Here is a 13,344-nt window from a genome sequence, read left to right on the forward strand (position 1 = left end):
CCACTGCCGCAGCCTGCATCGATAGGCTGCGGCTATCTATTTTCTCCTCGCGGTTCGGGAGGCGCCATGGACGCCCGGCAGCTCGAATACTTCCTCGCCATCGTGGAGCACGGCGGCTTCAGCAAGGCGGCAGCCGCTCTTCACGTCGCTCAGCCGTCGCTCTCACAGGCGATGGCGAACCTGGAGTCCGACCTCGGCGTCCCCCTCTTCCACCGGCTGGGCCGCGGTGTGGTGCTCAGCGAGGCCGGGACCGAACTCCTGGAACCCAGCCGACGTGTGCTGCGCGATCTGAACGCCGTACGGGAGAAGGCGGCAGCGATGTCCGGCCTGCACGGCGGAAGTGTCGAGGTCGCCGTGATGCCCTCACCCGGCATCGAGCCTCTGACGACCCTGATCCAGCGCTTCGCCGAACTGCACCCTTCGCTGACGGTCAGCACCCGGGCCGCCTTCACACCGGAAGAGGTCGTCGCCCTGGTCCGAAGTGGCGCCTGCGAACTCGGGCTGCTGGGGGCGGCCACCCCGGTCGACGCCCCCGGGATCGATGTCCTGTCCATCGAGGCCCAGCCCTTCGTCGTGGTCTCCGCGCCCGGTGGCGACATCCAGGACGGGGTCGCTCTGCGCCCGGAGGATCTCGCGGGGCACAAACTCATCGCCTCCCGCCCCGGGAGCCTGATGCGCACCATCGTCGACGACATCACCGCAGCCGGCACGGACACCGACATCGTCGCCATCGTCGACCACCGCACTTCCATCCTGCCCCTCGTGATGACCGGCGTGGGGATCGCCGTACTCCCGGCGTCCTGGACGCGGCTGGCACACCGGTGCGGAGCCGCCGTCGCGCCCATCGAGCCCACGGCACATCTGCACGTCGCCATGATCAGCCTGCCCGCGCACCTGGCCCCCGCTGCCCGTTCCTTCCTTGACCTGACCCGCTCCCTGGCCAGGCAGCGCAGCGCCGAAAGCCGGGCCAGGAACACTTCCTGACCTGCCGCCATACCGATCGACACCGCCTATGGGTCGTATCGGAAGCAGGTCTTGGACGCCTCGCAGGACCCCCGTGTTGACTCGTGTGTGTCGAACGAAGTACCCGCCGCACCCGCTCATTTCCGGAGGCCCCTTGTGACCGCACCCCAGACCTTCAGGATCGCCGCCGTCCCCGCGGACGGCGTCGGCGCCGAAGTCGTCACCGCAGGACGCACTGTTCTGGACGCGCTTGCCCAGGACTCCGGCGGCGCCTTCTCCTTCGACTGGGAAGAGTTCCCCTGGGGCTGCGAGTACTACACCAGGACCGGCAAGATGATCGACGACGACGGTCTGGAGCGCCTCAAGGACTTCGACGCCATCTACTTCGGCGCCGTCGGCTGGCCCACCGTTCCCGACCACATCAGCCTGTGGGGGCTGCGGCTGAAGATCTGCCAGAGCTTCGACCAGTGGGCCAACGTCCGCCCCGTCAACTTCCTACCCGGGGTCCGGAGCCCCCTGCGCAAGGCCGACGACACCCACCTCGACTGGGTCGTGGTGCGCGAGAACAGCGAGGGCGAATACGCCGGCCTGGGCGGACGCAACCTCTCCGGCCGCGGCCCCGGCGGCGAAGTCGCCGTCCAGTCGGCCCTGTTCACCGAAGTCGGCTGCGAGCGCATCATGCGCTTCGCCTTCGAACTCGCCCGGACCCGCGACCGGCGCAAGGTCTCCAGTGTCACCAAGAGCAACGCGCAGCAGTACGGCATGGTCCTGTGGGACGACGTCTTCAAGCGCGTCGCCGCGGACTATCCCGACGTGGAGACCGAGAGCGTCCTCGTCGATGCCATGTCGGCGAAGTTCGTCCTCCGCCCCGAGGACCTCTCCGTCGTCGTCGCCTCCAACCTCAACGCCGACATCCTCTCCGACCTCGGCAGTGCCCTGGCCGGCAGTCTCGGCCTCGCCGCGAGCGCCAACCTCAACCCCGAGCGCCGCTTCCCCAGCATGTTCGAACCCGTGCACGGCTCCGCACCCGACATCGCCGGTCAGGGCCTGGCCAACCCGATCGGAGCTGTGGGCAGCGCGGCCCTGATGCTTGAGCACTTCGGGCTTGCCGAGCAGGCCGCCCGGCTGCACAAGGCCATCGAAGCCACGACCGCTGCCGGCGTACTGACCCGCGACGTGGGCGGAACCGCGTCCACCGAGGACGTGACCAAGGCACTCGTCGACGCGCTGCACAGCTGACGTCCGCCGAGCCTCCTGAGCCGTTTCCTGTTCGCGCCAGCGGCTCGGGACCGTCGTACGGATCGATGCGTACGACAACGAGAGGTCGGGTCCTGCCGGATGCAGGGCCCGACCTCTCGTTCCGCGCGAGGTGCGCTTCGAGCCCGGGCAACGACCGGGCATGCCGCGTTCGGCGACGGACGAGCGGCACCGGCTGAAGAGGGCCACGGCGATTTCCTGCTGCCCTTCGGAACGCGCCCCCCTCACGGAGGACCTTCCCCAGGGCGGCCGGCAACGGGTTCGTCCTGGTGTGCGCCTCGGGTGCCGAAGCGGCGGCTGAGCAGCAGCACTGCGGCTGCGGCCGCGAGGCTGAGCACCCCGCCGGTGCGCAGGATGGCGTCGTAGGCCTCCTCCGGTCCGGTTTCCGGGGTGAGCGCGGTGATCGCGGCCGCGGTCGCGGCCAGCGCGATCGCCCCGAGGACGACGAGGGCGGTGAGCACGACACCGGAGGCTTCCCCGGCGCGGGCGGGCGCGATGACCTGCTGGGTGGCGACGCTGGCGAAGGTCCAGCCGAGGCCGAGGCCGAGGGCGCACCAGGTGAAGACCGGAATATAGAGCCACCAGGCCCACACCAGGCTCATGCCGATCATGCCGGAGCCTGCGACGGCCCCGGCGAGGACCATGACGGTGGTGGGGCGCAACCGGGTCGCGAGCCAGGGCCCCAGGGGGCCTGAGCAGGCCACCATGAGCGCCGGGGCGAGGAAGACGGTCCCGGCGAGCAGGGCGGACAGACCGCGCTCCTGCTGGAGTTGCAGGGTGGCGAGGAAGACGGTGACGGCGTACCCCATGTTGGCGACCGATCCCATGAGCGTGATCAGGTCGAAGGGGATGTTGCGCAAGAGCCGGAAGTCGACCAGCGGGTGGCGGCAGGTGCGCTCGCGCAGCACGAAGAGGGCGCCGCTGACGACCGCGACGGCGAGCAGAGTGAGGGTGCGGGCGTGGTCCCAGCCCCAGGCGCTGCCGCGTTCGACGGCGAGCGTCAGGGCGGCGAGGCCGGTCACGACGGCCAGGCAGCCGGGCAGATCGACCTGGCGGGAAGCGGTGTCGTCGCGGGAGTCGGGCACGTACAGCAGGGCGAGCAGCAGCGCGAGGGCGCTCAGGGGCGCCAGCAGCCAGAAGATCCACCGCCAGCCGGGGCCGTCGGTGAAGCCTCCGCCGACGAACGGCCCGAGCGCGGTACCCACGTTGGCGATGGCGAACATGGCTCCGAGCGCGCGGGCCCTGGTGGCGTCGGGAAAGGCGTTGGTGATCACGGAGACGGAGCCCGGGAAGATCAGCGCCGCACCGATGCCCTGGACGACGCGGGCCACCACGAGCACGCCGAGGGTGCCGGCGAGGGCGCAGCCCACGGAGGCCGCCGCGAACAGCGCGGTACCGGTGAGCAGGACCGGGCGGCGGCCGAGGAGGTCACCCAGACGCCCTCCGACGATGAACAGGCAGCCGATGGCGAGCATGTAGGCGGACAGTGCCCACTGGGCGGCGGAGACGGTCACCCGCAGTTCGGCGGCGATACCGGGGATCGCCAGGTTCAGCGCGAAGAAGTCGAGCTGAATGCAGAACAGCGCGATGGAGGCCGCGATAAAGACCCCGGCCCGTTCGGCGGCCCCCGGTGGCGCATCGGCGGTCTTCGCTCCCATCCACCCAGCACATCCCCGATGCGGCCGGGCTGCGAGCCGTGTGGGCCGGTTGGCGGGGCGGTGCTGCCGGAACGGGCAGGCAGCCGCGGCTCGGGGGCGTTTCCCCCGTACGCGTGCGCGGTGGGTTCGCCGTACATGGCACGCGCTGCCGCTTCGTGAGCAGGAGATTGAGGAGGGTGTCCGTCCGGACCGGACGGTGAGGGAAAGAGGAGTACCCACTCCTTTCCACTCTCAACGTATAGCGCACAGGGGGGCTTGTGGCAAGGCCCTGGTCGTGCTGCAGAATCGCTGGCCAAAGCCAGAACCTGCGGAAATCGGAGATTCACGAAGTGCGTGTGCTGTTGTCGATTTTTGAGTTGTGCGGTGGCGTCGAACCGCTGGTGGCGGCGGCGCTGGGGCCGCAGGCACTCGCCGCCGAGGTGCCGGGCCGCGCGACGGACTTCGCAGGCGTCACGTCAGATCGGAGCCGCTGACATGAACCCCGTGATCACCAGCGCGTTCGACCTTCCCGACCGCCTCTCCCCCAAGGCCGACCCGATCCTGATCGCAGACGACGAACGGCACTTCGCAGCCATCGCGGAGAGCCTCGACCAGACGATCGCCGAGCTGTCCGACCGCCTCGACGCCGAGCGCAGGGCGCCGGGCGGCATCGGCCGGGAGGCCATGGAGCGGGACCTGGAGATCCATCGGCTGACCGGTCGTCTGCGCGCCCTGCGTCGCTTCGGTTTGGACCTGTGCCTCGGACACATCGTCAGCGCGGACGGCTCCGAACTCATGTACATCGGACGACTTGGCCTCACCGACAGCGCGGGCCGTCGGCTGCTGGTCGACTGGCGCTCGCCCGCGGCCGAGCCGTTCTTCGCGGCGACCCACGCCAACCCGATGGGTCTGGCAAGCCGCCGCAGGTATCGCTGGACTCGCGGCCGGATCAGCGACTACTGGGACGAGGTGTTCACCGCCGACGGGCTCGAAGGGCACGCCGCGCTCGACGACCAGTCCGCCTTCATCGCCGGTCTCGGCGGCAACCGGTCGGACCGGATGCGAGACGTGCTCGCCACCATCCAGGCCGATCAAGACGCCATCGTGCGGGCGGGCTCCCGCGGTGCTCTCGTCGTCGACGGCGGTCCCGGTACGGGAAAGACCGTGGTCGCCCTGCACCGCTCCGCCTACCTGCTCTACTCCGACCCTCGCCTGGGCCACCGGCGGGGCGGGGTGCTGTTCGTCGGTCCGCACCAGCCCTACCTGGCCTACGTCGCCGACGTCCTCCCCAGCCTCGGAGAGGAGGGGGTGCAGACCTGCACGGTGCGGGACCTCGTCGCCGAGGGAGCCGGAGCGGGAATCGAGCCGGACCCGGACGTCGCACTCCTGAAGTCGTCCGCGAACATGGTGAAGGCGATCGAGAAGGCAGTCAGCATCTACGAGGAGCCGCCCACCCAGGGGATGACGGTCACGACCTCCTGGTCCGACATCTGGCTCAGCGCCGACGACTGGGTCGAGGCGTTCAAAGCAGCGGAACCAGGCACTCCGCACAACGAAGCGCGCGAGCAGATCTGGGCGGAGCTGGTCACGATACTGCTGGACAAGCACGACGGTGACGACGTGTCGCCCGATCTGTTCCGGCGGTCGCTCCTGCACGACGAAGAGCTGGTCACGACCCTCAACCGCGCGTGGCCGATGCTCGAAGCGGCCGACCTCGTCGGAGACCTGTGGACGGTACCCGCCTACCTGCGACTGTGTGCTCCCTGGCTCAGCCGCGAGGACGTCCGGAAGCTGCAGCGCGCGGACGCCCAGGCCTGGACGGTGTCCGACCTGCCGCTCCTGGACGCGGCACGCCAGCGGCTCGGTGACCCGGAGACGTCCCGGCGCAAGCGCCGGCACGAGGCCTCGGTCGCCGCGGAACGCGAGCGCATGGCCCGCGTCATCGACGACGTGGTCGCAGCCGACGCCGACGGCGAAGGCGCGGTGACGATGCTGCGCGGACGGGACCTGCAGGACAGCCTCATCGACGAGAGCGCACTGCCCGCTGCCGAACCGGACCTGCTCGCGGGCCCGTTCGCGCACGTCGTCGTGGACGAGGCGCAGGAACTGACCGACGCGGAGTGGCAGATGCTGCTGCTCCGCTGCCCCTCCCGGAGCTTCACCATCGTCGGGGACCGCGCCCAGGCCAGGCACGGGTTCACCGAGTCGTGGGAGGAACGGCTGGAGCGGGTCGGGCTCGACCGGATCAACGTGGCCTCGCTGAGCATCAATTACCGGACGCCGGAAGAGATCATGACGGAGGCCGAGCCGGTCATCCGGGCGGTGCTCCCGGACGCCAATGTGCCGACCTCCGTTCGCAGCAGCGACTCCCCCGTCATCCATGGATCCCTCTCGGATCTGGACTCGATCCTCGACGACTGGCTCGCCGCGCATGCCGACGGGACCGCCTGCGTCATCGGAAACGGTGACATGCAGGCCGGAGCGCTCCGTGCGACGTCCCGCGTCCGGTCGTTGACCCCGGAGTTGTCGAAGGGGCTGGAATTCGACCTGGTCGTCCTCGTCGACCCCGAGTCGCTCGGCGAGGGCACCGAAGGCGCGGTGGACCGCTATGTCGCGATGACCCGGGCGACCCGGCAACTCGTCATCCTCACCAGCTCCTGAGCTCCCGCCGTGAGTTAACGGGATACCTTGCCCGCGAGCGTATTCGGTGGCACGCCGAAGGACTCCCGGGGATTGCCGCAAGGACGTCGGCGATCTTCTGATCCGGGGGACGAGCCACGCAATATCACCTTCGGTTTGAGAAATTTTCGCCTGCTGAATGACAGGCACACCCCGATGCCCGGGCCACATTCCCCACAGCTGGTGAATGAAGCCGCTGTCATCGACGTGCCGGCAGCCGGGGGCCGCTTGATCACGGCCGTGCTCGCATTCCGCGAGGTGCCCACCGCCCCTCCTCCATCCGGTTCGGGAAGAGGGGCGGCGAGCCCTTGCAGCGGTTCTGGGTCATGCAGGCTCCCGCCTCCGGCGAGGGAGCCCCTTCGGCCGCCGCGGCCCTCCCCCTTCTTCGTGCAGCCGGGTAAGCATTCCTTCGCGCCTCTTCTTTCCCGGGCCGCACCGACCTGCCGAAAGTGTTGATCCAAAGGGCTGCGAACCCGCCGTACGAGGACCCGGCGCAAGATCAATTCCGTGATTGGCGAGCGTTAATACCCTTCTATCCCGCGTTTGGCATTTGCCTTCCTAGCGTGGCCGAACAGGCCGCCGGCTCCACCAACGGAGTCGGCGCAGGTAATTCTTCGGCCGAGCGACGAGGCGACTGTGTCGGCAGGCGCGGGAAGGGCGCGATGCGCCATGAACCAGGAACGAGAACCGGACTTCGCGGTATCCCCGTTGTTTCCCGGGCAGGGCAGCCAAGCCGTCCGGATGGGCAGAGGGATGGCCGCCGCGTACCCCGAATCCGCCGCTTGTTTCGACGAGGCGAGTGACGTACTCGGTATACCCATGCGTCGGCTGTGCTGGAACAGCAGCCCGGAGGAACTGCGGGCCACCGAGAACGCGCAACCGGCACTGGTGACCGCATCGGTGGCCATCTGGAGGGGGCTGGAGGCCGAGGGCCTGGCGCCGTCCGCCGTGGCCGGGCACAGCGTGGGCACCCTCAGTGCCTGCGTCGCCGCCGGCAGCCTCACCTTCGCCTGCGCCGTGGCACTGGCCCGGCAGCGCGGGCTGCTGATGGCTTCGGCTCCCGGGGACGGAGCGATGTGCGCCGTCACAGCGGGCGGCGGGGAACGGGTGGCCCTCATGGCCCGGTCCGTCCGGATGGGGCTCAATGTGGCCGCGGACAACTCTCCCCGGCAGTTCGTCGTGTCCGGTGACCGGCGCCGCGTGGAGGAGTTCACCGACCTGGTCGGCCGTCGCGCCAAGGCATTGGACGTCTCGCACGCCTTTCACAGCAGGCTGATGGAGCCGGTGCGGGAGCGGTGGAGCGAAGCCGTCGCAGCGGTCACCGTCCACGACCCGCGGGTTCCGGTGGGGCTGCCTTCCCGGGGGCGCCCGTCCTGCGAGGTCTCCGAGATCCGTGCCGACCTGGTGCGGGGCCTGTGCGAACCGGTGCGCTGGCGGGAGGTGACCGGCGCCCTTCTGGACAGGCCGGAGCCGGTGGTGGCCATCGGCCCCGGGCGGGTCCTCGTGGGACTGGCCCGTCAGATGCCGGGGACGCCGCAGGTGCCGGTGGTGGACTCCCCCGCGTCCCTGGCCGCACTGACCCGCCGGCTGGCCGGTTCGCCCGGCAACCGGCCCGCGCCCTCGCGGGGCGCTCGGGCGGTGGAATCATGACGGCACGATCCCACTCCTCCGACGCTCCTGTGGCCCTGGTCACCGGTGCGTCCCGCGGTATAGGCCGTGCGTGCGCGCTCGCCCTGGCGCGAGCCGGTCATGACGTCGCGGTCCACCACCACACCCGCACGGACGCGGCCGAGGCGGTCGCGGCGGAGATCTCCTCGATGGGCCGGCGGGCCATCGTCGTACGCGGCGATGTTGCCGAGGAAGCGGATGTGCGGGCGATGTTCCACACGGTGCGTTCCCGGTGGGGGAAGGTCGACGTCGCGGTGGCCAACAGCGGCATCACGGACGACGGTTACCTCGCCACCATGAGCGTGCAGAAGTGGGAGCACGTCGTGCGGACGAACCTGACAGGGGCCTTTCTGACCTGCCGGGAGGCCGTGAAGTGCATGTACCGCGAGGGCGGGACCGTCGTCCTGATCGGCTCGACGAGCGGTGTGTCGGGAGCTCCCGGTCAGTTGAACTACAGCGCGAGCAAAGCCGGTGTCGCGGCGCTGGGCCGGGGACTCGCGCGCGAAGTGGCAGGCCGCGGGATCCGCGTCAACGTCGTCGCTCCCGGGTTCACCGAGACCGACATGCTCCGCGGAATGGACCCGGCAGCACGGGAACGTCTGGTGTCCGCCGTCCCGCTCGGCCGCGCCGGGCACCCCGAGGAGACCGCGGCCGCCGTCGTCTTCCTCGCCTCTCCTTCCGCCGCGTACATCACCGGTCAGGTGCTGGTGGTGGACGGCGGCCTCCTCCCCTGACCACACGTGACAACACCTCCTCACGTGACGGTCACCCGCCCAGTGGCCCCAACAGGCCCTTGCATTCAAGGAGTTCGCATGACCCGCATGACGTTCGACGATCTGCTGGCCCGCGCCACGGCACGCGCGGCGCTCAACCACCGGCTGAAAGTCCTGTTGGCGGAGGGCCTCGGGCTCACCATCCGGCCGGATCTGATCGGCGACGACCAACCGCTGTTCGGCCGTGGCCTCGGACTCGATTCGCTGGACACCCTGGAGATCGTCGTGATCATCGAGGAGGACCTGGGCGTCGGCATCACGGACGACGAACGCGAGGTCTTCGGCTCGATCAACAAACTGGCCGACTGTGTGATCGCACGCCGCGGCGGCATCCCCATGGCCGGGGCAGCCGCATGAGCACGGACCGCACCGCCCTCGCGTTCTCCGCGGACGGGATACGGGCCCTGCTTCCGCACCGGGCACCGATGCTGTTGCTGGACCGGGCCTACGACGTACATCCCGGCGTCTCGGGGTCGGGCATCAAGAACGTGACCGTCGCCGAAGCCTGCTTCGCCGGGCACTACCCCGACCAGGCGATCCTGCCGGGCGTCCTCATCGTCGAGGCGATGGCCCAGCTGGTGGCCGTGGTGTACGCCTCTGCCTGGAGCACCGGGGCTGATCCGGCGGCGGACCCCGGCACCGCCGGGCGGGTGGGATATCTGGGCGCCATCCGCCGGATGAAGTTCAGCAGGCTCGTCGTGCCGGGCGACCAGCTCGTGCTGTCGACGCGGCTGGGCCAGGAGTTCCAGGGGCTCACCGCGGTCACGGTCGATGCCCGCTGCGACGGCGTGACGGTCGCCGAGGGCTCGTTGACCGTCACCCAGCGGGGCCCGTCCGGTGCGGTGCCCGCGACCGAGCCGGACGAGGCCGCCCGCCCGCCTCTGGATGGACGGGGGTCCCATGGCATCCGGTGAGTTCCTGGTGCGCCCGTACCGCGCGGCCGACGCCCCCGGTATCGCGCACCTCTACAACCGCTACCCGGACGGGCCGAACCGGGTCGACCGGAAGCTCGACGCCACGATGGTGCGGACGGAGCTGGCCGACCGGGGCACCGCTCTCTTCCTCGTCGCCGAACAGAAGGGTCGGGTGCGGGGCACACTCGGGATGTTCCACAGCTGCGGCAAGCGCGCCGCGGGCCCCGGTGAGGTCTTCGGGGACATGTTCTTCCTCATCCCCGAGCTCCGGGGCGGCAGCGCGGCGGCGCATCTGTTCGTCGAGGCCGTCGCTCCGCTTGCCGAGCGCGGCATCCGCACCATCCGCCTCACCACCGACCCCGCCAACCGCGCGGCGTACTCCGCCTATCTGCAGGCCGGTTGCTCCGTGGTGGGGGCCGGGATGCCCGACGAGGACGGTTCGGTGGAGCTGGTGAACCAGGTGCCGCTGCTGGTGTCCTTGCTCCGCAGGCACTTCCCCGAAGTGCTGCCCCCGGATCTGCCACACGCCGAACTGTGGCGGCGGGTCATCACCGGCGTCGACGGCCCGGGGCTCGTCGTCGGGTCGGCGCGGGCGCTCGGCCGGCCCTCGGTGCGCAGCGCGGTGTCGTGCGGGGCGGCGCATGTCGCGGTGCACGCGGACCCCTGGACGGGCGAGGTGTTCGCGACGGCCGTGGGGGACGGCGCGGTCCACGAGGCACCGTGCGCGCAGGACCGGGCGGTGCCGCCGGGCCCGTCGACGTGCCCCGCTCCGGCAGTGCCCGGCGGCGGAGTGGCCTACAGCGGGCCGACCACGGTGTGGAGCGGCCGGTTGTGCCTTTCCCTCGATCCGGCCGACGGCAACGTGACGCTGCATCACGACGGGCACCTCGGCCCGTTGCTGTCCGATCCCTGGCCGGTGAACGGCCCGCCGTATGCGACGGGATGGCGCAGGCCGGCCGCGGGGCGGCGGTTGGAGGTGACGTCGTGGGACGACGGTTGGACGGTGGCCGAGCGGCGTCCCGGGGGTGTCCTGACCCGCGATACCCGGCTGTGGGGCGGCAGCCTCGTCCAGGCGCTGTACTGGACGCCCGACGCACCGGCGTCCGCCGATTCCCGCTCCGTACGGGACCCGGCGCCGGTGAGCGCGCCATCGTTGCGAACCGCCCTGACCGTGGGCCTGCGCTCCTCCGTTCTCGTGACGGGGCAGTCGCCCAAGGCGGTGCGTGCACCAGCGGGCCGCAATCTGTGGCCCGCGGACGCCACCGACTTCGCGGCCGCGGGGCACGAGGTGACGTCTGACCGGCGGTTGTCCTGGTGGGCGCCGTACTCCGGTCTGTCGATGACGATCGAGTGGGACGGCGGTACCCGTGCCCGGCTGCTCTCATCCCTCCTTCTGCTGCTGGACGCCGCGCCGGGCTGTGCCTACCGCGTCGATGTGTCGCGCGGCGGCGCTCAAGCCGAAGGCCGTATCCCGGTGGCTGTCCCGGGTGTCGAACCAGTGGGCGGTGCGTCGCCGGTGCCGCAACGCCCGCTGCCGCGCCGGGAGTCGGCGGCACAGGCGCGACGGGCCGGACGCTGGGTTCCGGCGACCGCGGCCCGCAGACCGGTGCACCGCATGGCGGCCGGCGACGACGAGGTGCTGCTGAGTGAGGACAGCGGCGGCATCGTGTCCTGGCGGAGGTCCGGGGTGCGCGTACTGGCCGCACCGTTCCCCCGCTTCCGCTCCTTCGGCAGCAACGCGACTTGGCGGTTGGGCCTTTGGGTGACCCGGCAGCCCGTCAGGGAGGACCTGCGGCACGGCGCCGGCTGGGGTGTGTCCCCTCCCGGTACGGCCTGGTCGTTCGACGCGTCGGAGGGCGTGCTCTCGGAGACCGGCGAAGCGCCCACGGACGGCGGTGTAGCCGCCCCGGGGGCCCTGGCCTGGTCCTTCGCCCAGTGCGCGGAGGGGCCGTGGTCGGCGGTGGTGACGGCGGCAGCGGAACCGGGCGGCAGGGCCGAGGACGTGGTGGTGTGGCTGACCCCGGCGTCCGGCCGGAAGGCGCGGGCACTGACGTCCGGCGGTCCCGGTGACCTGTGGCGCCTGGAGCGCACCGCGTCATGGCAGCAGTGGTGCCGCGAGGCCGCGCTCCAACTGGCCGACGGGCGCTGGCTGGTGACCGCAGCGCTGCGCGCGGAGGACGAGTTGCTGGTCCGGCGGGCACCGCAAGGCCCCCTGCTGGCACTGTTCGCCCGCCGCCCGGCACATCTGCCGTTCAGCGCGCGGATGCCGCTGCTGCTTGCCGACGACGAGGAATCGGCCGTCCGCCACCTGCGCCGGCACTCCGGCAGCTCCGCTCCGGCCTCCCTTTCCTGTCCTCCGACCGGCCCGAACGCGGCCGGTGAAATCCCCCCGATGAGGAAGCCACAGTGATGAACTCTTTCTCCCACGACACTCACACCGATCACCTCCGGCTCCGCGAGAGCGTGGGCCACTACTCCCCGGGCCCGTCCACATCCGGCGCACTCGTCGAAATCGGCGGGCTGGAGCGGTCCACCCTCCTGCAGCAGGCGCTGGCCCGCGACAGCAGCTTCGTGGAGCCGGACACCGCCCGGGACAGCCTGCTGCTCAACGAGGACGGCAGCATCTGGGACGTCGTCACCCACATCGAACTCGCCGACCGTTGTCTGCTGCTGTCCCCTGCCCGGGCCGGACTCGCGCGGCTGCTGGAAACCGTCGCCGCGGGGGCCGGTATCACCGATGTGGAGATCACGGACCTCTCCCGCACGCACTCCGCGATCGCCTTCGAAGGTCCACGGTCCTGGCGCATCGCGCAGGAGCTCGTGCCGTACGAGATCTCCAGCCTCGTGCTGCACGGCGCGGTCACCGTGGAGCTGCCCGATGCGGGTGGGGCGGACGGCGTACTTGCCCGCATCGGCAGCACCGGCGAGTACGGCTACCTGCTGGTCTTCCCCCAGGAGGCCGGTTCGGCGGTCTGGGTCGCCGAACGGGCCCGGGCGCTCGGCGGCGGAAGTGTGGGCCCCGAAGGGCTCGACCGGGCCCGTGCCGAGGTGCGCCATCCGCAACTCAGCTGCGCCGAGGGCCTGTCGGTGCGGGAGGCCGGCTTCGAATGGCTGGTCGACTGGGAGCGCGAGGACGACTTCTGCGGTGCGGCCGCCCTCCGCTCGGCCGGTGCGCCACGACGCGGACTGGTGCTGCTCACCGCCCCCGCCGGGGACCGGCCCGCCACGGGCTCCGCGCTGCTGGCTGCGGGTGAACGGGTCGGGACGGTGCACCGGGTGGCGCCGTCACCCGGCTCCGCCACGGAGCTGGCATACGGGCTGCTCGACAAGCCCTTCGACGTGCCCGGCGTGCCGTTGGAGGGCACCACCGCCGACGGCCGGACGGTGGACCTCCTCACGGTCTCCTCGCCCGCCGTCCTCCCCCGCAGTTGGTCGGAACGGATCGGAATCTGA

At 71.0% G+C, this 13,344-nt stretch carries 11 protein-coding genes; 10 read left to right on the top strand and 1 reads right to left on the bottom strand.

What is annotated here, in order from left to right; genetic code table 11:
- The first annotated feature begins 66 nt into the window (after positions 1–66).
- Positions 67–984, top strand: a complete 918-nt coding sequence (locus ACGFZW_RS01870) for a LysR family transcriptional regulator (RefSeq protein WP_393890999.1) — start codon at positions 67–69, stop codon at positions 982–984.
- Between the two features lie 135 nt (positions 985–1,119).
- Positions 1,120–2,202: a tartrate dehydrogenase gene (locus ACGFZW_RS01875; RefSeq protein ID WP_393891000.1), complete on the top strand. Its 1,083-nt coding sequence runs from the start codon at positions 1,120–1,122 to the stop codon at positions 2,200–2,202.
- A gap of 242 nt (positions 2,203–2,444) precedes the next feature.
- On the opposite strand, the gene ACGFZW_RS01880 is transcribed toward ACGFZW_RS01875, so the two are convergent.
- A complete protein-coding gene (locus tag ACGFZW_RS01880; RefSeq protein ID WP_393891001.1) occupies positions 2,445–3,878 on the bottom strand; it encodes an MFS transporter in 1,434 nt (477 codons plus the stop codon).
- Positions 3,879–4,207: 329 nt separating this feature from the next.
- Between ACGFZW_RS01880 and ACGFZW_RS01885 the strand changes: the two genes are divergently transcribed.
- The 8 genes from ACGFZW_RS01885 to ACGFZW_RS01920 all read left to right on the top strand — a co-directional run bounded on the left by ACGFZW_RS01885 (position 4,208) and on the right by ACGFZW_RS01920 (position 13,344).
- Positions 4,208–4,351 (top strand): hypothetical protein, encoded by a 144-nt coding sequence (locus tag ACGFZW_RS01885; protein ID WP_393891002.1) that lies wholly within the window; start codon positions 4,208–4,210, stop codon positions 4,349–4,351.
- Between the two features lies 1 nt (position 4,352).
- Entirely contained in the window at positions 4,353–6,518 is a 2,166-nt protein-coding gene (gene helR / locus ACGFZW_RS01890; protein WP_393891003.1) for an RNA polymerase recycling motor ATPase HelR, read from the top strand.
- Between the two features lie 687 nt (positions 6,519–7,205).
- Entirely contained in the window at positions 7,206–8,186 is a 981-nt protein-coding gene (locus ACGFZW_RS01895) for an ACP S-malonyltransferase (RefSeq protein WP_393891004.1), read from the top strand.
- Positions 8,183–8,938 (top strand): 3-oxoacyl-ACP reductase family protein, encoded by a 756-nt coding sequence (locus ACGFZW_RS01900; RefSeq protein ID WP_393891005.1) that lies wholly within the window; start codon positions 8,183–8,185, stop codon positions 8,936–8,938. Before ACGFZW_RS01895 ends, ACGFZW_RS01900 begins: the two co-directional genes overlap by 4 nt.
- A gap of 78 nt (positions 8,939–9,016) precedes the next feature.
- Entirely contained in the window at positions 9,017–9,334 is a 318-nt protein-coding gene (locus tag ACGFZW_RS01905; protein WP_393891006.1) for a phosphopantetheine-binding protein, read from the top strand.
- Positions 9,331–9,891, top strand: coding sequence for a 3-hydroxyacyl-ACP dehydratase FabZ (fabZ, locus tag ACGFZW_RS01910; protein WP_393891007.1), 561 nt, complete (start codon positions 9,331–9,333; stop codon positions 9,889–9,891). The genes ACGFZW_RS01905 and fabZ overlap by 4 nt, the downstream gene beginning before the upstream one ends.
- Positions 9,878–12,301: a GNAT family N-acetyltransferase gene (locus ACGFZW_RS01915; protein ID WP_393891008.1), complete on the top strand. Its 2,424-nt coding sequence runs from the start codon at positions 9,878–9,880 to the stop codon at positions 12,299–12,301. Before fabZ ends, ACGFZW_RS01915 begins: the two co-directional genes overlap by 14 nt.
- Positions 12,301–13,344, top strand: a complete 1,044-nt coding sequence (locus tag ACGFZW_RS01920) for a hypothetical protein (RefSeq protein WP_393891009.1) — start codon at positions 12,301–12,303, stop codon at positions 13,342–13,344. The genes ACGFZW_RS01915 and ACGFZW_RS01920 overlap by 1 nt, the downstream gene beginning before the upstream one ends.

It is taken from the genome of Streptomyces sp. NPDC048248 (genome assembly GCF_043201875.1).
GTDB lineage: Bacteria > Actinomycetota > Actinomycetes > Streptomycetales > Streptomycetaceae > Streptomyces.

Coding starts and splice junctions, on each gene's coding strand:
- ACGFZW_RS01870 (WP_393890999.1), top strand. CDS start 67: ATGGACGCCCGGCAGCTCGAATACTTCCTCGCCATCGTGGAGCACGGC.
- ACGFZW_RS01880 (WP_393891001.1), bottom strand. CDS start 3,878: ATGGGAGCGAAGACCGCCGATGCGCCACCGGGGGCCGCCGAACGGGCC.
- helR (WP_393891003.1), top strand. CDS start 4,353: ATGAACCCCGTGATCACCAGCGCGTTCGACCTTCCCGACCGCCTCTCC.
- ACGFZW_RS01895 (WP_393891004.1), top strand. CDS start 7,206: ATGAACCAGGAACGAGAACCGGACTTCGCGGTATCCCCGTTGTTTCCC.
- ACGFZW_RS01900 (WP_393891005.1), top strand. CDS start 8,183: ATGACGGCACGATCCCACTCCTCCGACGCTCCTGTGGCCCTGGTCACC.
- ACGFZW_RS01905 (WP_393891006.1), top strand. CDS start 9,017: ATGACCCGCATGACGTTCGACGATCTGCTGGCCCGCGCCACGGCACGC.
- fabZ (WP_393891007.1), top strand. CDS start 9,331: ATGAGCACGGACCGCACCGCCCTCGCGTTCTCCGCGGACGGGATACGG.
- ACGFZW_RS01915 (WP_393891008.1), top strand. CDS start 9,878: ATGGCATCCGGTGAGTTCCTGGTGCGCCCGTACCGCGCGGCCGACGCC.
- ACGFZW_RS01920 (WP_393891009.1), top strand. CDS start 12,301: ATGAACTCTTTCTCCCACGACACTCACACCGATCACCTCCGGCTCCGC.